The organism is Pseudoalteromonas caenipelagi (assembly GCF_013140855.1).
Classification (GTDB): Bacteria; Pseudomonadota; Gammaproteobacteria; order Enterobacterales; family Alteromonadaceae; genus Pseudoalteromonas; species Pseudoalteromonas caenipelagi.
Genome location: NZ_JABBPG010000006.1, coordinates 266,764 through 292,273, shown reverse-complemented (window position 1 = coordinate 292,273; position 25,510 = coordinate 266,764). Strand labels below are relative to the sequence as shown.

Below are 25,510 nucleotides of genomic sequence, written 5' to 3'. Positions count from 1 at the left end.
CATTTCACCTTGCGCAAAGGAAACGCACTCACTGCGTTCGTTGTCGTTAACCCTTTGCACCTTAACTTCGCTCACTGTCATTAAACATTTGCACCTTAGCTTCGCTCATGTCGCTAACCTTTTGCACGATATCTCACTTGTTCGAATTCATTTGCTCGATAAATTTATTAGAGTCAGCGATTGAGCGATTCATATCATCAATTAACGATTTGATATCACTTTGCAGGTTTTTGAATTCACCTCGGATAGCGGCAATGGCCTGAGCATTGAGGTTATGTTTTAGATATAAAACATTATCTTTTAACGAAGCCAGTACGGGCTCCATTTTGCTTTCACTATTGCGCATTGAGCGTAGCAATCGGTCAAATTGCCTTTGTGTTTGTTTCAGCTTTTTTTCACTCTCTCGTTTGAGTTTGTCGCTAGAGTATTCTGCTAACTCGTCTTGCCACTCATTAAATAAAGCTTGTGCAACATCCTCAACTTTATTGATATTTGCACTGACTTCTTCGGCGGATGCTAAACTTGATTCATAGTCATCATTGAGTTGCTCGTATGCTGACTGTAACTCTCCACCATCAAAGTTAATTAGCGTGCTGAGACGCTCAAGAGCAGATTGAAACTCTTGTTGCGATTCCTGTTGCGACTCTTTGGTTGCCTCAACTCGATCCACTAATATTTCGCGTTTGTGAATTCCTACTTTCTCCATTGCTGAGTAGTAGGCTGTTTGACAGCCACTGAGCATTAAGATAAGAGTTGTAGCTAATGTAAAGCGTTTCATATTATGCCTATTTACCATCTATGATGCTGTAAATTATGTAACTGATTGCTATGATGTGCAAAGTGTTTCGTCGTATTGGGCTATTATGAATTTTCAGTTTGAAGCTTTGATAAACAAAATTAATCGAATTATAGCTATCCAGCCTAAGTGGTGGCGTTACTATTTAGCTCGATGTACAGAAGATCAGATCACTGTTAATGCGGGTTATTTAGCCTATGTCACCTTGTTATCTCTGGTTCCTTTAATTGCGGTTGGTGTTGCGATATTTTCTGCTTTTCCGGGGTTCGAAGAAACGCGCTTAGCGATCGAAAACTTTATTTTTAATAACTTTGTCCCAACGTCGACAGACAGTATAAAGTCCCATATCAGTGCGTTTACTGGAAACGCTAACCAAATGACGGCAGTGGGTATTGGCTTTTTAGCTGGTATTGCCCTGTTGCTTATACGCAATGTCGATGCGGCACTAAATCGAATTTGGCGAGTAGAAAAAAAGCGTCCTTTAATGATTTCTTTTGCTATTTATTGGATGGTATTAACACTTGGGCCTGTACTTCTGGGTGCGAGTATTGGCGTCACTTCTTATATTGTCTCACTTGTTTCGTTTGCAGATCAGGGCATCCCCGGTTTCAGTGGGTTCTTGTTAAAGTTATTACCTTATGCGATTTCCATGGTTGGCTTTATTATGCTCTATACTTTAGTGCCTAACACCCGTGTATCTTTTCGTGCTGCGGTGCCTGGTGCTCTATTTGCTGCTATGTTATTTGAATTGTCAAAAAAAGGGTTTGCAGCTTATATCAGTCACTTTCCATCTTATGAAGTTATTTATGGGGCGTTAGCAACCGTACCAATCTTGTTTGTTTGGGTTTATTTGTCGTGGATAGTTGTGCTTTTAGGGGCTGAATTTACAGTGTGCCTAAGTGAGCATGATCCTTGGTTCAAAGCGCTTGATGAGCAAGATGAGGAGCAGAGTTTTTCTAGCTAATGAGGTGTCGTGATGACACAAGGTTATAGAGTCGGCAAAGCATTTCGCCATTATCATCTTGCAGTTGGGGATGGCCATCAGATATATGTAGAGGAATATGGTAAACCAGACGGTTTGCCAGTGGTAGTGAATCATGGTGGACCGGGTTGTGGTGTAAATAGCGACTCTACGCAATATTTCAACCCTAGGCGTTATCGTATTATTTTGTTTAGCCAAAGAGGCTGTGGCGGTTCTACGCCCTCTGAGTTGGAAAATAATACTCCCCGTCACCTTGTGCAAGACATCGTCCAGCTCATCGACCACCTTGAAATAAAACAAACGATTTTGGCCGGAGGCTCTTGGGGAGCAACGCTCAGTTTGTTGTTTGCCCATACTTATCCTGAACGGGTGAAAGGGTTAATCCTTTGGGCCAGCTTTCTTGCAACTGTTGATGATTTGAAATGGCTGTATTCATCGCAAGGTGCAGGAGCTCAGTTTTATCCAGAAAGTTATCGAACTTTTAGCCAAGGGTTGACCTGTGAGCAAGATATTTTAGCTTATTACCGAGATGCGCTATTTGGTGAAGACGAATTGTTACAGCACAAAGCGGCGCAACATTGGCATGACTGGGATAGGCAAGTGACGCTTGCAGCATCATTAAGCCGTTACCATTTAGAACAGGCAAGCTGTGTTACCCAGCAAGCAAAAATAATGTGTCATTATTTTAGTCCAGAAATATTTCCCCAATTGAGCGGTTTGGATATTGCTACAGATGCGTTGAAAGGCATCCCTTGTTGGTTTATTCATGGTCGGCATGATCTTGTCTGTCGGTTTGCTCCGGTACAACGTCTCGCGCACGAGTTAAAGGCGCAATTATATATTCTCGATGGGCTTGGACACAGTGGAGCAAATGAGGCTTACTTTGAAGCCATCAGGCGAGCGGCCGATTTACTCGCTTGCAAATTAAACACCTAATAATATGATTGCTAGCGATCGGGACGTCATTACCCTATAGTTGTGCACTTTGTTTGTGATAAGCCAAGGGGGTAATGTGCAAGGTTTAATACAAAGAGTGTCTTATGCGAAAGTAGAAGTGGACGGTCACATCGTTGGTGAAATTGGCACTGGAATTTTAGTGTTGCTGGGGGTTGAAAAACACGATGATCAGGCTCATGTGACTAAACTACTTCATAAAATAAGTAATTACCGTATCTTTACGGATGAAGAGGGCAAAATGAATTTGAGCCTGAAAGATATTTCCGGGCAGTTGTTGGTAGTATCTCAATTTACGCTGGCTGCTGACACCAAAAAAGGCATGCGGCCGAGTTTTTCTTCTGCCGCAACGCCGGAACAAGCTAAACACTTATATGAGTTATTTGTTGAACAAGCCAAAGAATCTGGACTGCAAGTTGCTACAGGGGAGTTTGCTGCGGATATGCAGGTAACGTTATGTAATGACGGACCTGTAACCTTTAATTTGAGTGTTTAGCGCCTGATGGCGATAATATTGTTGGCGTAGTTTGCAACGGTCTGTATGTGTGGCTTTTTGCCAAAATTAGTGATCAGTAGGTGCTCTAAATGCTGGCGTTGAGAGTCATGCTCACATAAAAAATTAATGAAAAGCCAGCCATTAGGGTTAAGCGCCGCACGCAATAGTTGATAAAACGGGTGTTGATATAAAAATAGTGGCGCATCCATTTCACTGAATAAGTCTAGTATGATCCAGTCATAGTGTTGTGTACCTGATAAAGCAGTGTCTGCATCCATACAAGCAACGCTGCAGCCTTGTTCGGTACTGAAATACTTTTTATAGCAATGAACGATGTCAGGGTTATTATCCACTGAAAAAACCTTACATTGTGGATAGACCGCTTGCAGATAATCTCTTATCGCGCCGCCTCCGAGTCCTAGCTCTAAAACATTTTCAGGACAGGGTAGGTTTTTCCATATGCTTTCAAGTATTTGTAAATGAGGAAAAAGAAGCCTCTCTGGGTGGTTTCTTTCCACTACAGATTGTAAGGTGTTATTGATCAACAACCAGCGCAAGGTTTTGTCTTGTCTAACTTGAATACTGACATCGCCATGTTTATGCCAATAAAGTAAGTGGCCTAACTGATGGCTTTGCTGCACAAACTGGTTGGCGATCGTGCCGCCGGCAGTTACAAAATTATGCATAGTAACATGAGCATAGCTCAGGTTTTTTATAATGCATATTTTGTGCGGTATTTTTTACAGTCTAAAAGTGACTTCTACCAATAGACTATGTTCAGATACTGCTAATTCTTGTATGGTCTATTGCTTATAGCCAAGAAAAATGAATAACAGGAGTATGTATGTTTAAGGTTAGTTCACCCCAAAGTAGTGAAGACTGGCAAGCTTATTATCAATTACGTTGGCAAGTACTTCGCGCACCATGGGGCCAGCCTAGGGGATCTGAACAGGATGACTTAGAGCAAGAGTCTGAACATCTTTGCATCAAAAACAACGAAGGACAGATACTGGCTGTGGCGCGTCTGCACTTTAACAATCAACAACAAGCGCAAGTTCGCTATATGGCTGTATCAGAAGCGCACAGAGGGCAGAATTTGGGAAGTCGTTTGCTGCATGAGCTAGAAAAAAGCGCATGGCGACAAGATGCTGAGGAGCTAGTGTTGTTTGCACGTGAGCGAGCACTTGCTTTTTACGAGCGCCATGGCTATCAGATGGTTGAAAAAGCACACCTTGCATACAATGATATTCAGCATTGGAAAATGGTAAAACAAAAGCCCACAGAGCCGGGTTGGTTTCGCCACCCAGACTGGACACAAGTCTTGCAAGATACATGGCGAGAATCTATCCCTATTAGTGATGCTATGGGCATCAAAGTTGAGAGTTACACCGATTGGCAGTTTTCAACTCGTGCTGACCTAAAAGCAAACTTAAATCTTCACAACTCAATGTTTGCCGGATCTATCTACAGCATGGCAACATTAACTGGGTGGGGCGCAACATATTTAGCGTTGAAAGAGCGTAACCTTGAAGGAAATATTGTGCTTGCAGATGCCAATATTAAATATTTGAAACCCCTCACTACCGCACCCAGTGCAATTGTATCAATCGCTGATTGTGAAGGTGAGCTAGGTGCGTTAACAAGCGAGGGCAAAGCGAAATATCATGTACCAGTGAAAGTGTATGATGGTGATATATTGGTCGCAACTTTTGAAGGTTCATTTGTTGTTTTGAGATAAATGCCGCTGAATATCCAGAACTGCTTCCTAAAACTGTCCAGTGGGCTTTGGTACCCTTAAAAAGTCCACTGATTATTGCAAGTTATACTTTATTAATAATTGCTCGAGAATTAGTTGAATGTTGAGCTGTTTGGCCCTAGTGTCGAACGTTAGCATCATATCATCAATAGCATTTTGGTCTTTAGCATTGGGAGTGAAGGCCATAAATATATCTGTGCGACTGACGCACCCTGCTATTTTATAGTCTTGCCACATTTTGGCTTGTTTTAGTTCATACAATGTAGAATTTTTTGTGAACAAAAAAGCATCGATGCGGTTTTTAGTTAACATTAGCGCACTCTGCTTGATATATCTTTCATGGTACGGCTGAAAAACAAACTGATCTATATGGCTAGACACATAGTGATTGAGCTCTTCTATTGACGTGTCGATTGCAATACCAATTTGCATCTTACGAAGGGAATCAATCCCTCTGTATTGCCATTGATTCTCTAATGTTGTGAAAAAACACATTTCTTGTTGTCCAACGGCTAAAACTGGGTAGCGTAACTGAGGTGCTTCTGCTTTGGCTGGTGAAAGTAGTGCATGATACTTTCCCGCCAAAACGTACTTTATCGCTCTGGACCATGGAAAGTAATCAACTTGCAGCTGATAGTCTGAATCGCGATAAATCTCTTCTACGAGGTCGACAACATAGCCTTTTTCCCCTTGCTCAGGGCAAATTTGTGGACACCAATCAATGGCTGCAACCTTAATCGTTTTTGCAAAAGCGTTTGTTGCGACTAAGAGGAATACTAATAGGCATAACTTCATCGCTCGTCCTCACACTCATAGAGCTATATTATTATGCATTAACTTTAGAAGATGACGCCGCTAATTGATAGCTAGCGTGCATTTCTATGATGTTTTTCTCTATTTACGCAAATATTGCCCCGGTGTGCAGTAAAATACTTTTTTAAAGGCGGTGTTAAACGCTGAGCTTGATTCGAACCCCAGTTGCTCAGCGATAACTTGTTGACTGTAACCCGCTTCAATCATTTCTACGGCTCTTAAGCCTCGCAGCTTTTGCTTCCACTGACTAAAATTCATAGCAAAACTTTTATTAAATAAGCGATTGAGCGTGCGGGTTGAGGCACCCACTTGTTCACCCCATTGCTGTAGTGTTTTATTACAGCCTGGATTGGCATGTAACTCACTGATAATAGGAAGAAGCCTCGTGTCTTGTGCGGTTGGCATAAAAAAAGCACTGGTTGGAGCGGATTCTAACCTGTCGATAAAGACATCGATAAAACGAAGTTTTTTCTCATCAAGTGTATAGTCCGGATCCCATTGGCAGATCTCTAAAATAATAGCCTTCAACAGCTCGTCAACGTGCAGTAGCTTGGCTTGGGAGCCCAAAACATCAATGTAGTCGCCATCAATATAAACACTGCGAAAGTGTCCGCCGTAACGACAAAATGTTTCATGCGGTAAATTAGGCGGCAACCACAGCGCTTGGTCGGGCGGGATAACAAAATTGCCCGCTGGTGTATTTATGCTCATTACACCATTACTGGTGTAGGCAAGCTGTCCCCAAGTATGTTGGTGAGTTTGTACATGCTGCCAAGGTGGCATGGTACTCGCTCTTGGGTAGACCGGTTTACCGAGCGTTTTTAAATTGAATCGAGTTTTAATGCTGATCCAGCTAGAAGTTGTCTGATCTGATAAGTTTTCTGTCATAGTGTTATATTTTGGTCATCTCAAAGTGAGCATACAATGAGCAAGAAATACAATCAATGTGCTTATAGGAGAGACAATGGAAGATGTACCTGCTCAAAAATGGAAAACCCCATTCGGATTTTTAGCATTGGCGACCGTGGTAATGGCAGTCACGTTTGCTGCGTGGACTGCATTACTCAATAACTTTGCCGTAGAAGCAGCCCAATTTACCGGGGCTCATATGGGAATGCTGCAATCGTTAAGAGAGATCCCCGGCTTTTTAGCCTTTACCGCTGTTTTTATCTTATTAGTTTTAAAAGAACAAACATTTGCTTTGGTAAGTTTGTGCTTGCTGTCAATTGGAGTTGCAGTCACTGGATTATTTCCCACCATTTATGGACTGTATGCGACGACAGTACTGATGTCGATTGGCTTTCATTATTTTGAAACGCTTAATCAATCATTGAGTTTGCAATGGTTTAATAAAGACGAGGCACCACAAAAACTTGGACAGCTCATGTCGATAAAATCGATGGCTTCACTTGTCACCTTTGCACTCATTTGGTTGTGTGTCACTTTTGTAACCAAAAATTATGAATGGTTATATCTTGTATTAGGTGGGACAGGCTTATTATTGACGCTATTTATGATCAGTGCTTTTCCACACTTTGCAGCAAAAAGCACGCAACACAAAAAGCTCATACTACGCAAAGAATACAGTTTGTATTATGTGCTGCTGTTTTTCTCTGGTGCACGAAGACAAATCTTTATGGTGTTTGCTGGCTTCTTAATGGTTGAGAAGTTTGGCTTCGACGTGGCGCAAATAACGATGCTTTATATGCTTAACCATGTAATCAATATTTTCGCAGCGCCAGCAATCGGTAAAATGATAGGAAAAATAGGCGAACAGAAGGCGCTTACTATTGAATATGCAGGCCTAATACTTGTCTTTACCGGATATGCACTCGTTGAGTCAGCCAATTTGGCCGCCGTACTTTATGTTGTGGATCATTTATTCTTTGCTATGGCGATTGCGCTTAAAACATACTTTCAAAAAATAGCCAGACCTGAAGATATCGCTTCTACAGCGGGTGTTAGCTTTACTATCAATCATATTGCGGCGGTTATTATTCCTGCAAGCTTTGGTATTGTGTGGCTTTACGACAATTCATTGGTATTTTACTTTGGCGCTGGTTTGGCTGCTTGTTCGCTCATATTAAGTCAGTTTATTGGTTGGCATTTACAACGTCGCCAAGCGCAGCTACCTACTGTGTAATATCAATGTAGCTGTGACTGGAAAGGTGCAATATGATTGTTTAGATGGCTGATTTGCTACTGCAATCGTATTGCCTATTTCAGTCATAAACTCACAGTTGTTCAGTGGCTAACTGCTGTTTTAAATGATCAATAAACATGCGAGTTTTTAACGGCGTAAACGCGCTTTTAGGGTAGTAAGCCCACAGTTGCTTTTTCGCTGATTGAATAGCTGGCAAAACGGCTGTTAAGGTACCAGCTTGCAGTTGTTTGTGGATATAACTTGCTGAAATGAACATTAAGCCCATGCCTTGCACGGCTGCTTCTAGCATCGCATCGAGATGATCGGATACAAAGTTATAGTGTGCAAAGTTAAACTTACTCCCGTCGCTTAAAACAATATGGCCTTACTTGTTGCTAAGCGCTTTATGCTTTATGGCTTTACCTTTTACATTAGCAAGTGCGTTGTTTGGGTATGGCCTAGTCATGGTTGTTTTTGGTGGCTATTTTTCTCTTTATATGGGCCTTGTAACTACTTATTTTCATGAGCAGGCAGGAACGGCCAACGCCCTAATCGGGGCAATAGAATTATTGCTATTTACGTTACTTGCAGTTGCCTGTAACGCCTACTTTATCAGCACACCGAGTGATATTGCTTGGCTTATTTTAGGCGTCGCCATGTTATTGGGATGGGCGTGGGGAACATTGTTTATTAAAAATAGTAAGTTAGATGTCATTAGTAACATTGAATCAAAACAATAAAAAGGAGTCGTTAATGCATTTTAGTACACCAAGGTTAGCAATTCGCTTAATCACAGCAGAGGATTTACAAGCAAGTTATGAGCATCGTAGTTGCTCGCTAACATCTCGTTATATTGGCGAGCCGGCAACATTTGAACAAGCCAAAGCGAGATTACTAGAAGGATGCAAACCTTGGTTAGCCGAGGAGCATCAGCGTTTAGCTCTGGCGATTACATTACACAACAGCGACAAGTTGATCGGTGAGCTGATGTTTAAATATGTGAATAAAGAAAGCTTAATTGGTGAGATAGGTTACCGGTTACATAAAGACTTTATTGGCCAAGGGTATGCCTTTGAAGCTGTTGATGCATTCGTTAAAAAACTGTTTGAACAGTTACCTGTGATGAAGATTATCGCGTTATGTGCTACTGAAAATACGGCATCTTGGAGGCTAATGGAAAAGTTAGGAATGCAAAGGGAAGGACATTTGCGCAGTCATTTTAAATTAGGTGATGAACGCGCAGATGCCTATTACTATGGTTTGTGTCGAGACTGACAAGCTAGGGGAGTGCTGCATGTCAGTGATGAGTTATAACTTTTTACCTTCATCAAATAGTGATTTAAGGCTATCAGCGAACTGCTTAACTTTTTCTTGCATCGTCTTTTTAACGGTGATGTCAACACTCCCCAAGATCACCTTACCTTGAATATAGAGCTTTGGACGTTGAATGTTGTAGCCATTGGACGAAAGACCAGTACGGTTGTTACTCACATGACCTAGGATGTTAGTTGTACTTGTTATAACATCAATGTTTTCAGGGACAATAATTTCATCACTACCACTGATACAGTTTACTTCTATGGTCACCTCGGGGTGAGTAAAAACGGCGTTTCTAAAATCTAATTCTATGCTGCCTAAATAATTATTTAATTTAATATGTTTTGGGACGACCCACTCTCCACTGCGTTGATCAGAGCTTAAGATAGAAGTGATGTTGAGTGTGTCGGGATGATCGGCCGATGCGGTAAAATTCGGTTGCATTCGCGCTTGCTTTTCGCTGTGATAGCGAGGATCGGATTGCAGTGGCAAGTCGGCAGCTAGAGCCTGAAGCCGTTCGGCATCATTTGTGTTGTATGCACTATCTAAACGTCGCTCAAAGGCATCGGCAGAGATCTCACCATGGCTGTAATTTAGGATTAATTGATCGATCACTTCATCTCTTACTGTGTCAATGGGTCTATCGCTTACTGGTACTGGCATCTTAATTATCCCTATCTTGCATATTCATTGTTCTGAATATTAAAGCAATGAGTGGGCCAAAAATTTAATCATTATTTATCAATAGGTTAATTTTTATTAATGATCGTATATTGGTGATAAAGGCGAAAGAGTAGGTAATTTCACCAATTAAGCGTATTTATAACAAATAGAGTGAGTAGAAGCGATATGTAATAAATGACAGATCGATACCTCTAGGTATCGATCATGATTGTATTAAAGCGCTTTAAAGCGAATAGCAGTACCACCGCTGGTGGCCAGTTTTAATGTTAATGTGTCCTTTGCCGTAACAATTCGTTTGCTGATGTGTATCTCATATGGATTGTTTTTCCACTGTGCATCTTTTCCGTCTTGGTAGATTTGTGCTTCGAACTTTTTATCTGCCTCTAAAAAGTGTAGCGGTACGTCGATTGAGCGCGTTTGCTCATCAGTGATAGCACCTAAATACCAATCGTTGCCCGAGTACTTGCCTCTTTGTCTTTCTTTTCTTGCAAACACTACATAATCACCAACTTCACCTGAGAGCGCGATACTGTGTTCCCAGTCTGTAGGGACATCTTTGATAAATTGGAATGCATCGGCTTTGGCAAGATAGTTTTCTGGTAAATCAGCAGCCATTTGAATTGGGCTGTATAACACGACATACAAAGCCAATTGTTTTGCTAGCGTAGTTTGTGGACGGTTAGTTTTATCACCTAATCCATTAAAACTCATGTCAAAAATGCCTGGTGTAAAATCCATCGGCCCCGCGAGCATACGCGTAAATGCTAACATCGGTGTATGTTCAGGTGGGTTGGGGGGCGTTCCCCACGCGTTAAACTCTTGGCCTCTGGCGCCCTCACGACTTAACCAGTTGGGATAAGTACGACGTAACCCGGTGTCTTTGATTGGCTCATGGGTATTAATGCTAATTTGATATTGGGCGGCAAGTTTAACGTTATCCAGATACTCGTTAACCATAAATTGACCATCATGCCATTCGAAGCGCGGTAGTCCTCGCTCGTCTATCCGTTTAATATTACCGCCATCAGCAACATAACCTGTTTTAACCTGACGCACACCCGAGTGCTGGTAAAGCTTAAAAGCATCATCCATTTGATTGCGATAGTTACTCACATTACCAGACGTTTCGTGATGCCCAATAAGACGTGCGCCGACCTTCGCACCATGTTCGCTAATCGCTTTAATATCAAAATCAGGGTAGGCTTGTGTAAAGCTAAATACGTCACCATTGTAAAACCAGTCTCCATCCCAGCCAGTGTTCCACCCTTCAACTAATACGCCATCAAAGCCGTGCTCTGCTGCAAAACTTAAATACTCTTTAGTGAGCTCGGTAGTAGCACCATGTTTTTCGCCGCTACCCCATGTGTTTTTACCAATATGCATGCCCCACCAAATACCTAAATATTTACCCGGCTCGATCCATGATGTATCCGTTAATTTATTGGGTTCGTTAAGGTTTAATATCAGATGTGAATTAAGTAAATCAGTGGCTTTATCACCAATTTGCAAGGTGCGCCATGGGGTTTTAAATTGCCCATTGGTTTTTACTTTTATGCCGTCAGACCAAGGTGTTAAATCTGCAACAAAGGTACCTGGGCGACGTTGATTTAAAGTCATTGCAGCATAATCAACTAATGCGGCCTCATGCACACTAATATGCACACCGTCGGCATTTTTTAGCGTGAAGGGCGTATGTACATGTGCTGCATCGTGCAAACTGGTGGTGTTATACGTGTATTCATAACGATTCCAACCTCGCGCGGGGATCCACCATGCGGTGCTATTTTGGCTATCTGCAAAATTAAATTCCGTGAGTTCTTTGGTAATGTATAGCGCATGGTTTTTATTTACTTCATAGCGAAATCCAAGGCCATCATTAAACACCCTAACACGCAGTGTATAGGCTGGTTCTTTGCTGCCTTTATCACGCAGCTGCACTTCTAACTCATTGTGCTTATCTTCAATGATACGTGCTTCACCCCATGGTTGCTGCCAACTGCTATGATGACTGCTGGTGGCTGATTTAGAGATTTCGACGTTGTCTTTCATCGGGGCGGCACGTTGAAACTCGAAGCCCAATTTAGAGCCGTTAAGTAACGGCTTATTGTTAAATTGAACCTGATATTGAGGTTGAGCGTGGTTATCATCAACCGTGAACTTGATGCCGCCATCGGGAGAGCTCACAGAGTAGCTAGCCGCTTGAATTGCCGAGCAAAAGAAGCTGCCGCACAGTGTTAGAGTGCTGATTAAGCGCATGATGTTCCCTAATTTGTTGTCATGAATGGTATTTTACTAGCATACTGCTCATGGCCTAAAACACTGAAATATCTGCATACGTATTCATTTTGAATGCACAAAGGCGTATCTTGGGTCTATTACAGGAGGCATCATTGTGAGCATACGTGCTCTATACTGATTATCTAATAACTTGTACGGAATGCTGGATGAATAAATTACTCTTATTACTAGGGTTGTTAGGCGGCGCAAGCCATGCGCTTGAAATAACAATTACAGATGAGCTAGGCAAGCCAGTTGCAGGAACAGCGGTTTGGTTGACGGGAAAATCTTGGCAAGCAAGTCAGTTACAACAGCAAAAAACTTATAGTATGGGGCAAAAAGACCGAGCCTTTACCCCACATACCTTGATAGTGCCGAGTAATAGCCAAGTTGAGTTTCCTAATTTTGATTCCATTCTTCACCACGTGTATTCATTTTCTCAGGCCAAGTCATTTGAACTAAAACTGTATAGAGACAAACCGCTCGCGCCTGTTCAGTTTTCGCAAGCGGGTGTCGTTGAGCTTGGCTGTAATATACACGATTGGATGTTAGGGTATATTTTGGTTGTTAATTCGGGTGTTTATGGGCTAAGCGACGCAAAAGGTAAAGTATCCTTGGCTATTGAAAGTTCTCAGTTGGGAAATGCGCAACTGAATATTTGGCATGAGCGATTTGAAAATTTGGATAAGCCTGAAAGCCTGCCACTCACTATCACTGAAGTATCACAACAGGTGCAGTATCAAATTAAACAACCTCTGCTCGATAAATTGGAGTTCCTTACAGATGAGACCGATGATTACGAGTAAACAGTTTGGCGTATTAGTTGGTTCGCTAATAATTAGCCAGCACGTTACGGCACAAGATATGTCAGCTCAGGTTAAAGGGAATGTAAGTATCTCTTTAACTAACCCCAGCAATACAGTAGCTTGGCATCAATATGGCTGGGGTATTTCGAGGTTCTCTGATGATAACCAGCGCCTCAATATCAGTCGATTGGCATTAAGTACGCGATTAGATATTAGTTCGGCATGGTCGGCACACGCAGTTGCTCAATATGTCCCAGATCCAAATGATAAAATTGGGCTTACAGAAGCGTATGCCCAATATCAACCTTTAGCACAAGGTTATCAATTTAGTGCGCGCTTTGGTGGGTTTTATCCGCGTATGTCTTTAGAAAACCCCGCGCTTGGGTGGTCATCTCCCTACACTTACCACTTCTCGGGATTAAACGCGTGGCTGGGGGAGGAAGTACGTACCTTTGGTGCAGAGTTTGAGCTTAAACGCGCTGCGCGCCGATTTCGCTCCAAGCATGATATAAGCATGATCGGGTCTGTATTTAAGGGCAATGATCCGGCAGGAACATTGATTGCGTGGCGGGGGTTTGTACCCCATGATAGACAATCGGTTTTTAATGAACGTATAGGGTTTGCGCCGTTAAAATCTCTGTCCACAGCGCAATTGAGCCGCCAAGGGCAGTATGTAGAACCTTTCACAGAAGTAGATGGACGGTTTGGCTTTTACTTAGGTACTCATTGGAGCTACTTGAAACGGCATACCCTACGCTTATATTGGTACGATAACAACGGTGATCCCCGTGCGATAAATTACGTAACTAAGCAATACGCATGGGATACAAAGTTTTGGAGCCTAGCGTGGCGAACAAAGTTTAATGCGCAATCTCAACTGATCGCACAGGCGATGGTAGGTAATACTGCGATGGGACCTACACGCGGTGTAGATAATGATTTTTATAGTTGGTTTGTCATGTTTAGCCACACGTTTGCAGATTACCGAGTGAGTTTAAGAGCTGAGCAATCCAAAGTAATAGATAAAGACCATTGGCAATTTGATGAAAATGCCAGTTTTACTAAGGGAGTGACGGTAAATGTACAAAAGTCACTGTCGCAACAATGGCGATTAGGCGCTGAGCTGCAACTTATCGATTATGAGGCCGATTCGAGATCAGCAGTCGGCAGAGCGAAAGGGCAAGATGAACAAATTTGGCGCTTGAGTGCGCAATATCAATTTTAATAAAAAAGCGCCAATTTGGCGCTTTTTTATTAGTGTGTATAGAGACCTTAATCACACAACCGGTTTAAACCATTTAATGCTGCGACTCGGTATGCCTCAGCCATAGTTGGGTAGTTAAAGGTGGTATTGACGAAGTATTCAACGTTATTGCCAGCCCCTTTTTGCTCCATAATGGCTTGGCCTATATGCACAATTTCAGAGGCACGTTCGCCAAAGCAGTGTACGCCAAGTAGCTCTTTTGTTTCGGCGTGAAACAGCAATTTGAGGCTGCCAACTTCCGTGCCGGTGATTTGCGCGCGAGCTAGGTGTTTAAATTGCGCACGGCCCACTTCGTATGGAATTTTTGCGGCAGTGAGTTGTTGCTCTGTTTTACCGACAGAGCTCATTTCTGGGATGGTATAAATCCCCGCAGGAATATCAATAATTAATTTATCTGCACACTCACCATGGGCAATCGCATCAGCAGCAATACGGCCTTGATCAAAGGCGGCGCTGGCCAAACTTGGGTAACCGATGACATCACCCACCGCGTAAACATTCTTTACCTCGGTTTGATAATTTTCGTTTACTTTTAACTGCCCACGACCATCTGCTTTTAAGCCTATAGCGGCTAAATTAAGATCATCTGTGTTACCGGTACGTCCGTTAGCGAATAAAATACAGTCTGCTTTTACACGTTTACCTGATTTTAAATGTAAAATCACGCAATCGTCTCGGGTTTCAACGCGCGCAAAATCTTCATTATGACGAATGACAATACCGCTATTCCAAAAGTGATAGCTAAGCGCATCAGAGATCTCCGCATCCATAAACGCCAGTAGCCTGTCGCGGGTATTAACCAAGTCAACTTTCGCGCCTAAGCCTTTAAAAATAGAGGCATATTCACAACCAATTACACCCGCGCCGTAGATCAAGACCCGTTGCGGGTTATGCTTTAAGCTTAGAATTGTGTCGCTGTCGTAAATTCGAGGGTGAGCAAAGTCCACTTCAGGTGGACGATAAGGACGTGACCCTGTTGCAATCACGATTGTTTGCGCGGTGATCAGCTCTTGTGACCCATCAATATGTTCTACTTTAATCGTGTGTTGGTCAACGAAGCTGGCATTACCTTGATACAAATGAATGCGATTACGCTCATAAAAGCTACTACGTAAATTAGACTGTTTTGAAATCACTGTACTGGCATGATTCAAAATATCTTGGAAGGTATGACGTTGCGGCTTTTCAGTAAATCGGTATAAAGGGTTGGCTTTGTACTCTATTAATCGACTCACAGAGTGACGCAAGGCCTTAGATGGAATGGTGCCCCAGTGTACACATCCACCACCAACGGCTTGCTGCCTTTCAATGACGGCGACTTTCTTCTGACTTTTAGATAAGTTCATCGCGGCCCCTTCACCTCCGGGGCCTGTACCAATGATGATTGCGTCGTATTGATACACCTCAGAATCTGTATCGTTTAGCGCTGCTGGTTTATTTTTTGGCTTAGCCACGGCCTCTCCTCATTCTATCTAAGAGGCCGCCATACTTTAGCTAAAAGACGGTTTTAGCAGCCTCGCATTTAATGCTAACCATGCTTGTTTTTGAGTTTGCCAAGCCGCTTCTAATTCTTGATATTGTTTCATCAATGCGGACTTTTCACAGTGCTCTAGCATGGAATCTTTTTTTGCTTCGATTAGTTGCTTTTGCACGCTACAAAAGGTCTGAAGTTTTTTCAGAAGCAATTCATACTCTTGATGTAACAATGTAAGCTTATCTTGCGCTAAAGGCAATTTTGCAAGACGTACTTTTGTTTTCAGTAGTAAAGTTTCTGCTTTGGCTTTTTCTATTCGCTCAATCGGAGTGCGTTTGAGCTTAGATGCAAGCCCTAAAGCCGCCATTGTGCGGATAATCCATTTGGTTGGATCGTAGTGATACCAGCGAATTCCATTGCGATAGTCACTGGCAAAAATATGATGAAAGTTATGATAGCCTTCGCCATAGGTAAATAGCGCTAAAAAGCCATTGTCACGTGCAGTATTTTTTTCGGTATATGGACGAGAACCCCAAATGTGCGCCAGTGAATTGATAAAGAAGGTAAAGTGCTGACTTAGCACGAGCCTAAGTACGCCTGACAAAAGCAGCATGCCCAAGACTTCAAACCAAGTGTTAGAAAACAGCAAGCCTAGTAAAAGCGGAATACCGATATTAGTAAGCAAAACCAGTGTTAAGTAATGACGGTGCTGAAACATCACAATCTTATTGCGCTGCAGATCTCGTGCATTGGCGTAATTACCATAGCTATCGCCTTGGTAGTCGCGGAGCATCCAACCTATATGACTGTACCAAAAGCCATTCGTTGCTGCATAAGGGTCTTTAATTGGGTCGTCAACTTGTCCATGATGAATGCGATGATCACTACTCCAGTGTAGGGCACTATTTTGCAGGGCAAAAGCGCCACCGATAGCAAATATCCATTGCACGGCTGGATGTGCATCGTAAGCTTTGTGTGCCCATAGTCGATGATATCCGGCGGTAATTGATAAGCCTGCGTAGAACATACAGCAGACAAACACAACCCAATGAGTTGTGCTGTATCCATAGGTAAAGCCATACCAAGGCACTAGCGTGATAGCAGCCAAGAATGACAGACTAAAAAATATAACATTGGTCCAAATAATCGGTGGTTTTTTCATGATCAGTTAATTTCAGCGTACACTTGTACGCTAAAATAATATTTCATTCTGTTGCCGTCAAGTATTAGACTTGAGATCGTTTTAAAAAAATTGCTATTGGAGCTGAAAATGTCGGGTGTTCGCGCACAACAAAAACAAAAAACAAGGCAAGCACTGATTGAAGCTGCATTCAATCAGCTTAGTGCAGAACACAGTTTTTCAAACCTAAGCCTACGTGAAGTCGCGCGTGAAGCAGGTATCGCACCTACTTCATTTTATCGCCATTTTAAAGACATGAACGAGCTTGGACTAACCATGGTGGATGAAGCTGGTCTTACGCTCCGTCAGCTTATGCGTCAAGCTCGTAGGCGAATTGCCAGTGGTGGCAGTGTGATCATTACCTCTGTTGAAACCTTTATGGAGTTTATTGATACTTCAAGCAACCAATTCCGGTTGCTACTGAGGGAGCGCTCCGGCACGTCAAAAGCTTTTAGAGCCGCAGTTGCCAGAGAAATTAAACATTTTATTTTAGAGCTTGCCCATTATCTTGAAAGCGAAACGCCTTGTGACAAACAGCATGCATATATGCAGGCTGAGGCCATGGTTACGCTGGTTTTTAATGCGGGTGCTGAAGCGTTAGATCAAGATGCGCAACAAAGGACAGAGCTCACCGAAAGGTTAATTTGGCAGTTACGTTATATCGCCCGGGGTGCTAATCATTACGGGTCATAATTTGGCTGCAATTTACTTTCAATGTTTTGTTTTCTTCATCGAATGGATTACTCAAGTGTTGCCATTTAGCGATTAAATGGCGGCTAACAGCGAGTTATTTCTAACTCTCATAGTTTAAGAATCAACCATTTTTACTACATTTGTACCTAATTTACCAATGAGCTTGCAAAGGAATATATTATTCCTTTGCTCTATTCTACCTTGTTATAAAAAAGTTTACGTTGTGTTTTGTTTTTGAGTCAATCACTTAGGTTCTTTGTGAATTTCATTCATTCTTTTTTGTTATTTAATTGTTAATTTTGATGCATTACTCTATATCGTAATTAACCACCTTTAGATCAACAAGGTGTTGTGACTAAATTCAACAAGGAATTGAAATGAACAAGTTATCGGTTTTCTTTGCCATTGGAGTATTCGGCATAACCTCTGATGCTCAAGCTATACAGAGCCACAGTTTGCTCAATCAGGCGCACGTGTGGCAAGTTCTGGAGCAATCAATAGCTCAGCAACAGCTTGACAATACTGAGCAATCTAACATCCACAATATGACAGACGGATATAGGGATGTATTCACCTATCGATTAATCAAGCGAGCAGGAAAGCAAAAAGAATATCGCCATTATCAGACCTATTTGGGCCAGTGGCCAGTATTGGGCGCGCGCTTTGTGCTGATAAATAATGGAGATGGGCAGGTTAAACAAGGACTGGGAAAAACCGTTTTAGCAAAAGAGACGTTGGGTTATTCAACCCCTAAGCGCTTTTTACAGTCTGACGAGCAGTTGTTAGCTGATATCGCCAAGCAGCTGAATATAATCGTACAGGATGCTGAGCTGACGCGTGCTTATGAGGTGAGCAATGAGCAACTAAACCCTGTTATCGTGCTTAAAGGTCGTGTTGATAAGCAGCTTTATCGCTACGTTATTGATGCTAGAACATTACAAGTTATCAGTCGCAAGCAAGACTTGGATGCATTAAACGATAACTTGGTTGCAGGTGGTGGCATTGGTGGGAATGAAAAACTTGGTGCAATTTGCTACTCACCTCAGCCACAGAGCATGAATAACTGTTTAAACTATCGATTTGACGCAAGCGATCCAACAGGGCAAGAGCTGTTGTTCCAAGTTCAAGATGGAGCAATATTTCAGGCGTTTTCGGGGTATCCGTTTATTGTCACTAAGCTTAATGATACCTGCACACTAGAAAATCCGTATGTTAAAACCATTGATTATATGGGCGATAAGTCGGTAGCAGCGAGCTACCAATGCGGCAGTACTAACGAACACTTTGATAAGCAGCGTATTGATGATCAGTATTATGACTATTACAGCTATTTAGCGGTGAATGAAGCGCATTTTAATGCGGGTGTTGTGATGCAGTATTACCATACTTTGCTCAAGCAAATGTATCCACAACAAAGCACAGATTGTGAGCCGAATGGATTTTGCCTAAAGCAGCTTAAACAAAATGTGGGTAATAACACGTATGGTAATACGCAAGCTAATTGGGATGACTCTCACGTAAATTACGGTACAGGAAACTACGGCGGTACTCATTATTTTCATACCACTTTAGATGTTGTGGCACATGAGGCAAGCCATGCGGTCACATTTTGGAACAGCCAGTTAGGTGCCGCGGATCAAGATGGTGCGATCAACGAAGCATTTTCTGATATTGCAAGCGTAGCAGTATTGGATTACTTACAGGCGAACGTGTCTGGTGCCTATAGTCAATCAGCAGCCTATTTACAGCAAATTAGCGACAGTGCCCAAAATCATCAGAAAAACCGTAAATGGTGGTACGGTTGGGATGTTATGTACGAAGACAAAGGGGCCAGATTCTTTGAGATGCCATCATGGGATGGTCGCAGTATTGATCATTTTAAAGACTATCAAACAGGATTATCCACCTATCATACTGGTGGCGTATTAAGAAAGGCATTTTATGAGCTCGTAAAAACCCACCATTGGTCTATAGAAGATGCCTTTAAACTGTTTTTACGCGCCAACATAGAGTGTTTTTTCCCTGACGCCAGCATTGCCGATGCGGGGCAGTGCATACTCTCTCAAGCGGGCAATTTCACGTATTTAGGCAGCGAAACTGAGTTAAAAGCTGACATTGATGAAACTTTACATTCTGTAGGGATTGTTGCACGTAGCTCAGACATTTCAACACTGGATTTTACCAGCAGTATTAATTACGACACGGTGAATTATCGTGTGACAAGTGTACCTGTACACGATATCGCAAGGCTTGATGTTGATTGGGGAGATGGCACAGAGGAAACTTGGCAAGAGGGGGACTCAAGCAATATTTATGATTACCTCGAACGCTCACGCCAAGTTAATGTGGATGATTTAGTGCGCTTTAAGCTGATGGTGACGCTCAAAGATGGGCAACAAAAAGTGGGCTACCGCCATTTTTATAGTCGAGCTGTTGGCGCCTCTTGTGAGCCTTACTTTAACCAAGGTCAAGTACACACCACGGATGTGAGTGTTAACGGCGCTGCGCTTACATTGAGTAGTACACGTTATCAAAGTTTGTTAGCCAGTGCGGTGTCATTTAATCGGCACAACGAACATACCTTAACCTTGCCATCATCGCTAAGTGACAAGCGTTTAACACTGTTGGTTGACAGTAATCGCAATGGCTTGTTTTCAGCCGATGAAATGATCTTAAACAACCAATTAATTGGCAGTGGTGTAGTGAATTTTACATTGCCCGAAACGCTCTTTGCTGGCACGACGATGTTGCGTATGGCTATCGGTAGTGAATATAACTTCTACGATACTTGTGGACATACAAAGCTTGCTCAGGTGGTTGATTTAAAAGCGGACATAGATGTTCCTGAACTTCCAATTAAGGCTGGATTTGACTATCAAATTCTAGCGGATAATCGCGTTGAATTTACCAACACTTCACAGGCTAATGTATTACGTCAGCCTAAGTATCAATGGCAATTTGGGTTTGATGGCCGCACTAGCTCTGCGCAAAACCCTGGCATTATTGATTACCCTAAAGTGGCAGGCAATTACACGATTACCTTGTCGGTCAGTTACCAAGATGGCAGCGGTGAATCAGACACGTTTAGTAAAGATATCTCATTATCAGCACCTCAGCAGTGTGTGGTTGGGATCAGTGACTCAAATAACGCAAGTGCCTTTTATATCGACCAAATCATGATGTGGACATCGATTAATGACCGCTTATCGGTTACGGGCGCGCAAGGGACCAATAGTAGCGGTTATGTGCTACATAAGCCTAACTTTAGCTTTACTCGCTCACAAGAGCTCACCGTAGATATTGTCAGTAACGAGATCAGTGAATTTACAGCTGAACGCCTTTTGAACAATCGAGAAAATGAACTGCGCTTCACCGTTTGGCTGGATAAAGATGGAGATAAGAAGTTTGAATTCGGTGAAGAAAACTTTAGCGACATCAATAGTAACTATCTCAAGGAATGCAGCAATGGTCGCTGTCGTATCAAAGCCAGTCAGTCATTGTTCTTACCTTATGTGCGCTGGTGGGAAGAGAAGGACTATGTGATCCGTGCGCGCCTAGAAGAGCAACCTCAAGCAAGTAAAGGGCAAGACGGTTGTAATAACTTCCATTACGGTGAAGTTTCCGACATCAAGTTCTCAGTCACTGGCTGGTAAACAACACATCTTTTTGTAGTAAGGGTCCTTGTATCAATTGATACAAGGTTCCTGAGCTCGTGCTCAAAAAACACCAATAAAGGTAAAATATAACATAGGGAATCAAGATGAAATTACTCAGTTTATCTGTCGCGCTTGCATTAGGTGCGGCTACGTCAATCGCGCAAGCACAAAGTGATGTTGTGAAGGCCAATGCCAGTTCACCTGTACTTGAAATTAAGCAAGGATTTGTAAAGTCTGATTTAACAAGCAAGCAAAACATACAAGCGTTAAAGCAGCGTTTAAACAAATATGGGCTAAACAAGCAAAATAGACCTCACTTGTTTAACGTGATTGATAAACAGTATACGCGTAGCTTAGCTGCACCGAGCTTAGCCATGTCTAATGTCAGTACGGCAAATGATTGTAATGCACATAATTCAAGTTTATGTTCATTTTTCAAGCACATGGGTATTGAAATTGCTACTTTACCTGGTACCAACGAAGAATATCTCGTGGTATCTGCACTCAATAGCGAGAAGAAGCCTACCAACTATACGTTTATTGACATCACGCTAGTGAACGAAAAAGGTCAATCGATCACTCTACCACGCTATGCAGAGTTTTTCGGCGATGGCGAAGAAGAGAAAAAGCGTAAGTCAATTTACTCATCAGCACGCTTAAGTGATGCTTTGGCTAAGTTGCAAAACGCTGAGCAAATATACGCAGATGCTTGGGTGACGGTGGTATATACCGATGCAAATGGCAACGAAGTGGTAGAGGATAGAAATTCTAAAGTTGAATACTCTAAAGATACTTTATTAGGTGAATTAGGCCTAATAACCCCAGAAGCACAAAGCGGCACGCCAATTTCATCAGTACACAATGTTGGTACATTAACCACTGACTTTGGTTCAACGCTATCTCATCCTAAAGATCTGCGCTCTAAAGAAGCAGGGCAGTTAGACAATAAAATTATCGTTTGTTTAAACCGTAACTATGGCGATTGTGACTACGAGAATATCTACCCAGCAAATACCCCTAATGACCAGTTAAAGTTAAAGATCCCATTTGTGGGTGAATACATCATGATGGGTAAAGTGACGCGTATCTATCGACCTGATTGGACTGTCATTGATGTAGTCGATAATGGCGATGGCAGTACGACTCTTAAAAGTGGCCCTCAGGTACAAAAGCCTGACGTGATCGACTTTGGTTCTAATATCTTTATTCAAACCAAAGAAGGTGGTGGCGCCACTTCGATTTCAGGTGATCAATATAACGATATTCAAAACTTCTTCGCTGATAATATTCAAGTGGAATACATCCCATTTGGCCGCCGTACTAAGACCAAATTATCTTGGAATATCACCCGTAACCAAGGTGTGTTTGGTGATGCAACCTTGTATGGTCGCTACCAAGATGCAAACTGGATCATGAATATAGCTGTTGATAATGAACCGCGCCCGGGTCAAACACCGCGTGCTGAAACCGTCGTTATTGGCTCTGCAGGTCTTGGTTCATGGGAAGATATCGACTACCCACAAATGCAAATTGTGTATAGCTGCCTTGCTGAAGGAAGTTTAATTACCTTGCCCGATGGTTCTCAGATGCCAATTGAAAAGCTTTCAGTTGGTGACCAAGTACTGGGTGCTAGCCAATATAATTCTGCTAGCCGTTTAGCGCTTGAGATCAAAGATATTTCAGTTGGAGTTGAAGCAATTCCAATGATTGAAATTAAAACCAAATCAGGCAAAAAGTTACTGTTGACTGAATCTCACCCTGTAATCATGCAATCGGGCGAGTCTATTTGGGCTAACGAAGTACAATTAGGCGATCGCATTCATACCCAAGATGGTGTTGAGTTTGTAAGCAAAATCAAAGAAGTGAAATTTAAAGACAAGGTTTACAACTTGCGTTTGTCGCGTAGCAAAGACGATCCTAACTACTTAGAAGGCGAAACCTTCAGTATGTTTGCTAACGGTGTTCAAGTCGGGGATCTGGCGATGCAAAGTAACAATGAGTTTAAGGATAAAGTTGAGACAGAACAGGATGTTTTGAATCGCTTACCAGAGCCTTGGCACAAAGATTACCTTTATAGCATTAAGTAACAGGAATGGCCTGAAAGGGCCATCTCACGGAGTGAATTATGAATAAATTTATAAAACTAAACGTGTTAGTCGCAGCGCTATGCTCAACGTCAGCTTTTGCTATGGGTGAATCTGATGATGCTAAGCAAAATTTAATTAAGCCCAGCAGCATTGATGCCGTGCCATTGGGGACGGCTTACCACAGCAAAGGCGAAAACTACCTTGGCTTGCAGTCGGTAAAAGGTGTACAAGCAGAGCATTTGGGCAACAGCAAAATCGATTTTCGCGTTGGTGTTGATTTAGGTTATGAGCAAGCGCTTAAGCTGATTGACGGTAAGGTGGATGCTGGCTTTAAATTTCCTGCTGTAAGAGTCGATGCCGGGGCAAACTATGCCAAAGATATCAGCGCTGACAAATACACAGGAACTTATACCGTTTATTCGTCGATGAAACCAAAATCTCGTATGTTGATGCCAAGTGGTATGGTGGGTTATGAACCGACCCAGGCGGCACTTGATTTGGCTCAAGCGCAGCCTGGTAATCGCGAAAACAACTTAGGTGATGGCTTTGTACATGGCTTTGCTTATGGTTCTAACGTGGTTATCAATATGAAAATTGATTATCGCAATGAAGAAGACAAGCGCTCAATTGGCGGCTATTTGAGTGTTGACTGGATTGGCAAAGTCAAAGTGGACGGTCAGCTGCAAAAGCTTGATGATACTAAACGTCAATCGGTAAAGATCACCATCAGTGGTTATCAAAGTGGTGGCGATCCAAACCGCTTATTAAACATTATACCTAACGGCATTATGCGTTGTACGTTACTCAATCCAGAGCCTTGCTTTGAACTTTTTGAGTCAGCGATTAACTATTTGAAAAATGATTACATTAATCAATTTGATTCACTCGATGACTACAATGTAACCGAAGCCTACATCGCCGAATATCAAGACTCAGGTCCCGCTTTGCAAGCGCTAGTACCTGCACAAGGATATGAAGGTGCAAATTACTTAACTAAGTTAGTTGTAAAAGAACTCACAGCTCGTTGGATTGCTGAGCGTTTGACCTATCGTCGTGCTAAAAACCTACAGCGTTACTATGCATCGCAATTTAGCAACGAGCAATTAAATCAACTTAGTAATATTGAATCAGCGAGTCGCAATAATGCTAATTTATTTGCCGATATGGTTGATTACTGCGAGCAAAACCCAGAAGGGAATTATTGCACTGAATATGAAGCGGCGAATTTAGTTTATTACACCGACTACAGTAGCTACAGCGATGTTTTGAAGTAAGGAAACGACCATGATGAAACCACTATTTATTGCCACATCGGTGATGTGTGCAGCAACACAAGTGCAAGCGGCAACAGAGCTTGAACAACAAGCCAATTATAATGAAGTTGGAGAGTTCTTAACTGTTGAGCAAGCACAAGGGCGCTTTGCGTGGCTGGAAAAGTGTTACGACGGATTGCTCGTCGAGATTTGGGAAAGATCTCACGACACCACGCAAATTATTAGCAAGGAAGAAAAGCTTAAGCAGCTAAGAACCCTTTGGCTATCAGCAGATAAAGTAGCGCAAGGCCGGGTCAATTATCTCACCTTTGCAAATAGCGATTTTAGTAATCCGTATCAATGGCGTGCGGGTAACAGTGTGAATGATGCGTGTAGCACCATGCCGCCTGAATATGTGCCAGTGGCTTTGCAAACTACATTATTGAAAAATCAATATTGTGAGAACCAAAGCTACGATAATGAGTGGGAATGGATTGAAAAAGTGACGGTGGAAGAGTTTAGTCACGAATCTCAAAGCCACAGCTACAGTGCAATTACCGGTAAAGTGATCAGTTTACCCGCTGGTAGAGCGGTAAAAATGTCCGTAACCCCCGGTAATAAAGAGCCCCAGTACCCATCGTATGTCGCAATGCGAGTATGGATTGATTGGGATCAGGACGGGGTGATGAGTGATTCAGAGATGGTTCATAAATCAGCGTCGGATGCACCTTTCCAATTTACTTTTGAAGTACCTGCAGAGGTGCCAGATGGTGTCACCTTGATGCGTATAGCCAGCGATGCTGGTGGCGGCTCTGATAACGCATGCAAGCGCGTTCAGTATGGTGAGGTGGAAGACTACCTGGTGACAATTCGTTAAGG

General features: G+C 42.4%; 23 protein-coding genes. 14 read left to right on the top strand and 9 right to left on the bottom strand.

Annotated features, from left to right (window positions below; all coding sequences use genetic code 11):
• Positions 1 to 133: 133 nt before the first annotated feature.
• Positions 134 to 778 (bottom strand): DUF2959 domain-containing protein, encoded by a 645-nt coding sequence (locus HG263_RS15380; protein ID WP_171626962.1) that lies wholly within the window; start codon positions 776 to 778, stop codon positions 134 to 136.
• Between the two features lie 85 nt (positions 779 to 863).
• Here HG263_RS15380 and HG263_RS22185 point away from each other — a divergent pair, with 85 nt between their 5' ends.
• The 3 genes from HG263_RS22185 (at position 864) to dtd (ending at position 3,228) form a co-directional block, all read left to right on the top strand.
• On the top strand, positions 864 to 1,760 hold the full coding sequence (locus HG263_RS22185; protein ID WP_216628467.1) for a virulence factor BrkB family protein: 897 nt from the start codon (positions 864 to 866) through the stop codon (positions 1,758 to 1,760).
• Between the two features lie 12 nt (positions 1,761 to 1,772).
• A complete protein-coding gene (locus HG263_RS22180) occupies positions 1,773 to 2,714 on the top strand; it encodes an alpha/beta fold hydrolase (protein WP_216628466.1) in 942 nt (313 codons plus the stop codon).
• A gap of 76 nt (positions 2,715 to 2,790) precedes the next feature.
• Positions 2,791 to 3,228: a D-aminoacyl-tRNA deacylase gene (gene dtd / locus HG263_RS15370; RefSeq protein WP_171626961.1), complete on the top strand. Its 438-nt coding sequence runs from the start codon at positions 2,791 to 2,793 to the stop codon at positions 3,226 to 3,228.
• On the opposite strand, the gene HG263_RS15365 is transcribed toward dtd, so the two are convergent.
• Positions 3,225 to 3,914 (bottom strand): spermidine synthase, encoded by a 690-nt coding sequence (locus HG263_RS15365; protein ID WP_171626960.1) that lies wholly within the window; start codon positions 3,912 to 3,914, stop codon positions 3,225 to 3,227. The two genes, dtd and HG263_RS15365, sit on opposite strands and share 4 nt — an antisense overlap.
• Positions 3,915 to 4,072: 158 nt before the next feature.
• Here HG263_RS15365 and HG263_RS15360 point away from each other — a divergent pair, with 158 nt between their 5' ends.
• On the top strand, positions 4,073 to 4,966 hold the full coding sequence (locus HG263_RS15360; protein WP_171626959.1) for a bifunctional GNAT family N-acetyltransferase/hotdog fold thioesterase: 894 nt from the start codon (positions 4,073 to 4,075) through the stop codon (positions 4,964 to 4,966).
• Positions 4,967 to 5,038: 72 nt separating this feature from the next.
• On the opposite strand, the gene HG263_RS15355 is transcribed toward HG263_RS15360, so the two are convergent.
• Positions 5,039 to 5,779 (bottom strand): substrate-binding periplasmic protein, encoded by a 741-nt coding sequence (locus tag HG263_RS15355; protein WP_171626958.1) that lies wholly within the window; start codon positions 5,777 to 5,779, stop codon positions 5,039 to 5,041.
• A 99-nt stretch (positions 5,780 to 5,878) separates the two neighbouring features.
• Positions 5,879 to 6,685, bottom strand: coding sequence for an AraC family transcriptional regulator (locus HG263_RS15350; RefSeq protein ID WP_171626957.1), 807 nt, complete (start codon positions 6,683 to 6,685; stop codon positions 5,879 to 5,881).
• Positions 6,686 to 6,761: 76 nt separating this feature from the next.
• On the opposite strand from HG263_RS15350, the gene HG263_RS15345 reads away from it, so the two are divergent.
• On the top strand, positions 6,762 to 7,940 hold the full coding sequence (locus tag HG263_RS15345) for an MFS transporter (protein WP_171626956.1): 1,179 nt from the start codon (positions 6,762 to 6,764) through the stop codon (positions 7,938 to 7,940).
• 91 nt (positions 7,941 to 8,031) lie between these two features.
• Here HG263_RS15345 and HG263_RS22435 read toward each other — a convergent pair whose 3' ends face one another.
• Positions 8,032 to 8,319 carry a LysR substrate-binding domain-containing protein gene (locus HG263_RS22435; RefSeq protein ID WP_343044001.1) on the bottom strand — a complete coding sequence of 96 codons (288 nt, stop codon included), beginning with the start codon at positions 8,317 to 8,319 and terminating at the stop codon, positions 8,032 to 8,034.
• A 34-nt stretch (positions 8,320 to 8,353) separates the two neighbouring features.
• Here HG263_RS22435 and HG263_RS15335 point away from each other — a divergent pair, with 34 nt between their 5' ends.
• Together HG263_RS15335 and HG263_RS15330 are read left to right on the top strand one after the other, a co-directional pair.
• Positions 8,354 to 8,680 carry a hypothetical protein gene (locus HG263_RS15335; protein ID WP_171626729.1) on the top strand — a complete coding sequence of 109 codons (327 nt, stop codon included), beginning with the start codon at positions 8,354 to 8,356 and terminating at the stop codon, positions 8,678 to 8,680.
• Between the two features lie 13 nt (positions 8,681 to 8,693).
• Positions 8,694 to 9,215, top strand: coding sequence for a GNAT family N-acetyltransferase (locus HG263_RS15330; RefSeq protein WP_171626955.1), 522 nt, complete (start codon positions 8,694 to 8,696; stop codon positions 9,213 to 9,215).
• Positions 9,216 to 9,248: 33 nt separating this feature from the next.
• Here the strand turns inward: HG263_RS15330 and HG263_RS15325 are convergent, their stop codons facing one another.
• Positions 9,249 to 9,920 (bottom strand): LiaF domain-containing protein, encoded by a 672-nt coding sequence (locus HG263_RS15325; protein WP_171626954.1) that lies wholly within the window; start codon positions 9,918 to 9,920, stop codon positions 9,249 to 9,251.
• A gap of 234 nt (positions 9,921 to 10,154) precedes the next feature.
• Positions 10,155 to 12,197 (bottom strand): glycoside hydrolase family 97 protein, encoded by a 2,043-nt coding sequence (locus HG263_RS15320; RefSeq protein WP_171626953.1) that lies wholly within the window; start codon positions 12,195 to 12,197, stop codon positions 10,155 to 10,157.
• A gap of 188 nt (positions 12,198 to 12,385) precedes the next feature.
• Between HG263_RS15320 and HG263_RS15315 the strand changes: the two genes are divergently transcribed.
• Entirely contained in the window at positions 12,386 to 13,024 is a 639-nt protein-coding gene (locus HG263_RS15315) for a methylamine utilization protein (RefSeq protein ID WP_171626952.1), read from the top strand.
• Positions 13,002 to 14,249, top strand: coding sequence for a hypothetical protein (locus tag HG263_RS15310; RefSeq protein WP_246239980.1), 1,248 nt, complete (start codon positions 13,002 to 13,004; stop codon positions 14,247 to 14,249). Before HG263_RS15315 ends, HG263_RS15310 begins: the two co-directional genes overlap by 23 nt.
• Positions 14,250 to 14,296: 47 nt before the next feature.
• Here HG263_RS15310 and sthA read toward each other — a convergent pair whose 3' ends face one another.
• Both sthA and HG263_RS15300 read right to left on the bottom strand, forming a co-directional pair.
• Complete coding sequence (gene sthA, locus HG263_RS15305) at positions 14,297 to 15,742, bottom strand: Si-specific NAD(P)(+) transhydrogenase (RefSeq protein ID WP_343043999.1); 1,446 nt, start codon at positions 15,740 to 15,742, stop codon at positions 14,297 to 14,299.
• Positions 15,743 to 15,778: 36 nt separating this feature from the next.
• A complete protein-coding gene (locus HG263_RS15300; RefSeq protein ID WP_171626951.1) occupies positions 15,779 to 16,924 on the bottom strand; it encodes an acyl-CoA desaturase in 1,146 nt (381 codons plus the stop codon).
• A gap of 108 nt (positions 16,925 to 17,032) precedes the next feature.
• Between HG263_RS15300 and fabR the strand changes: the two genes are divergently transcribed.
• The 5 genes from fabR to HG263_RS15275 all read left to right on the top strand — a co-directional run bounded on the left by fabR (position 17,033) and on the right by HG263_RS15275 (position 25,508).
• On the top strand, positions 17,033 to 17,635 hold the full coding sequence (fabR, locus tag HG263_RS15295) for an HTH-type transcriptional repressor FabR (RefSeq protein ID WP_171626950.1): 603 nt from the start codon (positions 17,033 to 17,035) through the stop codon (positions 17,633 to 17,635).
• 377 nt (positions 17,636 to 18,012) lie between these two features.
• Positions 18,013 to 21,288, top strand: coding sequence for a M4 family metallopeptidase (locus tag HG263_RS15290; protein ID WP_171626949.1), 3,276 nt, complete (start codon positions 18,013 to 18,015; stop codon positions 21,286 to 21,288).
• A gap of 107 nt (positions 21,289 to 21,395) precedes the next feature.
• A complete protein-coding gene (locus HG263_RS15285; RefSeq protein WP_171626948.1) occupies positions 21,396 to 23,378 on the top strand; it encodes a Hint domain-containing protein in 1,983 nt (660 codons plus the stop codon).
• 38 nt (positions 23,379 to 23,416) lie between these two features.
• Positions 23,417 to 24,652, top strand: a complete 1,236-nt coding sequence (locus HG263_RS15280; protein WP_171626947.1) for a hypothetical protein — start codon at positions 23,417 to 23,419, stop codon at positions 24,650 to 24,652.
• Positions 24,653 to 24,662: 10 nt separating this feature from the next.
• On the top strand, positions 24,663 to 25,508 hold the full coding sequence (locus tag HG263_RS15275; protein ID WP_171626946.1) for a GEVED domain-containing protein: 846 nt from the start codon (positions 24,663 to 24,665) through the stop codon (positions 25,506 to 25,508).
• The last annotated feature ends 2 nt before the right edge of the window (positions 25,509 to 25,510 follow it).

Excerpts from the sequence above, each read along its gene's own strand:
- HG263_RS15380 (WP_171626962.1), bottom strand. The coding sequence starts at position 778 with ATGAAACGCTTTACATTAGCTACAACTCTTATCTTAATGCTCAGTGGC.
- HG263_RS15285 (WP_171626948.1), top strand. The coding sequence starts at position 21,396 with ATGAAATTACTCAGTTTATCTGTCGCGCTTGCATTAGGTGCGGCTACG.
- HG263_RS15325 (WP_171626954.1), bottom strand. The coding sequence starts at position 9,920 with ATGCCAGTACCAGTAAGCGATAGACCCATTGACACAGTAAGAGATGAA.
- HG263_RS15300 (WP_171626951.1), bottom strand. The coding sequence starts at position 16,924 with ATGAAAAAACCACCGATTATTTGGACCAATGTTATATTTTTTAGTCTG.
- HG263_RS15360 (WP_171626959.1), top strand. The coding sequence starts at position 4,073 with ATGTTTAAGGTTAGTTCACCCCAAAGTAGTGAAGACTGGCAAGCTTAT.
- HG263_RS15335 (WP_171626729.1), top strand. The coding sequence starts at position 8,354 with ATGGCTTTACCTTTTACATTAGCAAGTGCGTTGTTTGGGTATGGCCTA.
- HG263_RS15365 (WP_171626960.1), bottom strand. The coding sequence starts at position 3,914 with ATGCATAATTTTGTAACTGCCGGCGGCACGATCGCCAACCAGTTTGTG.
- HG263_RS15280 (WP_171626947.1), top strand. The coding sequence starts at position 23,417 with ATGAATAAATTTATAAAACTAAACGTGTTAGTCGCAGCGCTATGCTCA.
- HG263_RS15330 (WP_171626955.1), top strand. The coding sequence starts at position 8,694 with ATGCATTTTAGTACACCAAGGTTAGCAATTCGCTTAATCACAGCAGAG.
- HG263_RS15350 (WP_171626957.1), bottom strand. The coding sequence starts at position 6,685 with ATGACAGAAAACTTATCAGATCAGACAACTTCTAGCTGGATCAGCATT.
- HG263_RS22185 (WP_216628467.1), top strand. The coding sequence starts at position 864 with ATGAATTTTCAGTTTGAAGCTTTGATAAACAAAATTAATCGAATTATA.
- HG263_RS15345 (WP_171626956.1), top strand. The coding sequence starts at position 6,762 with ATGGAAGATGTACCTGCTCAAAAATGGAAAACCCCATTCGGATTTTTA.
- HG263_RS15355 (WP_171626958.1), bottom strand. The coding sequence starts at position 5,779 with ATGAAGTTATGCCTATTAGTATTCCTCTTAGTCGCAACAAACGCTTTT.
- HG263_RS22180 (WP_216628466.1), top strand. The coding sequence starts at position 1,773 with ATGACACAAGGTTATAGAGTCGGCAAAGCATTTCGCCATTATCATCTT.
- fabR (WP_171626950.1), top strand. The coding sequence starts at position 17,033 with ATGTCGGGTGTTCGCGCACAACAAAAACAAAAAACAAGGCAAGCACTG.
- HG263_RS15275 (WP_171626946.1), top strand. The coding sequence starts at position 24,663 with ATGATGAAACCACTATTTATTGCCACATCGGTGATGTGTGCAGCAACA.
- HG263_RS15310 (WP_246239980.1), top strand. The coding sequence starts at position 13,002 with ATGAGACCGATGATTACGAGTAAACAGTTTGGCGTATTAGTTGGTTCG.
- HG263_RS15290 (WP_171626949.1), top strand. The coding sequence starts at position 18,013 with ATGAACAAGTTATCGGTTTTCTTTGCCATTGGAGTATTCGGCATAACC.
- HG263_RS15320 (WP_171626953.1), bottom strand. The coding sequence starts at position 12,197 with ATGCGCTTAATCAGCACTCTAACACTGTGCGGCAGCTTCTTTTGCTCG.
- HG263_RS15315 (WP_171626952.1), top strand. The coding sequence starts at position 12,386 with ATGAATAAATTACTCTTATTACTAGGGTTGTTAGGCGGCGCAAGCCAT.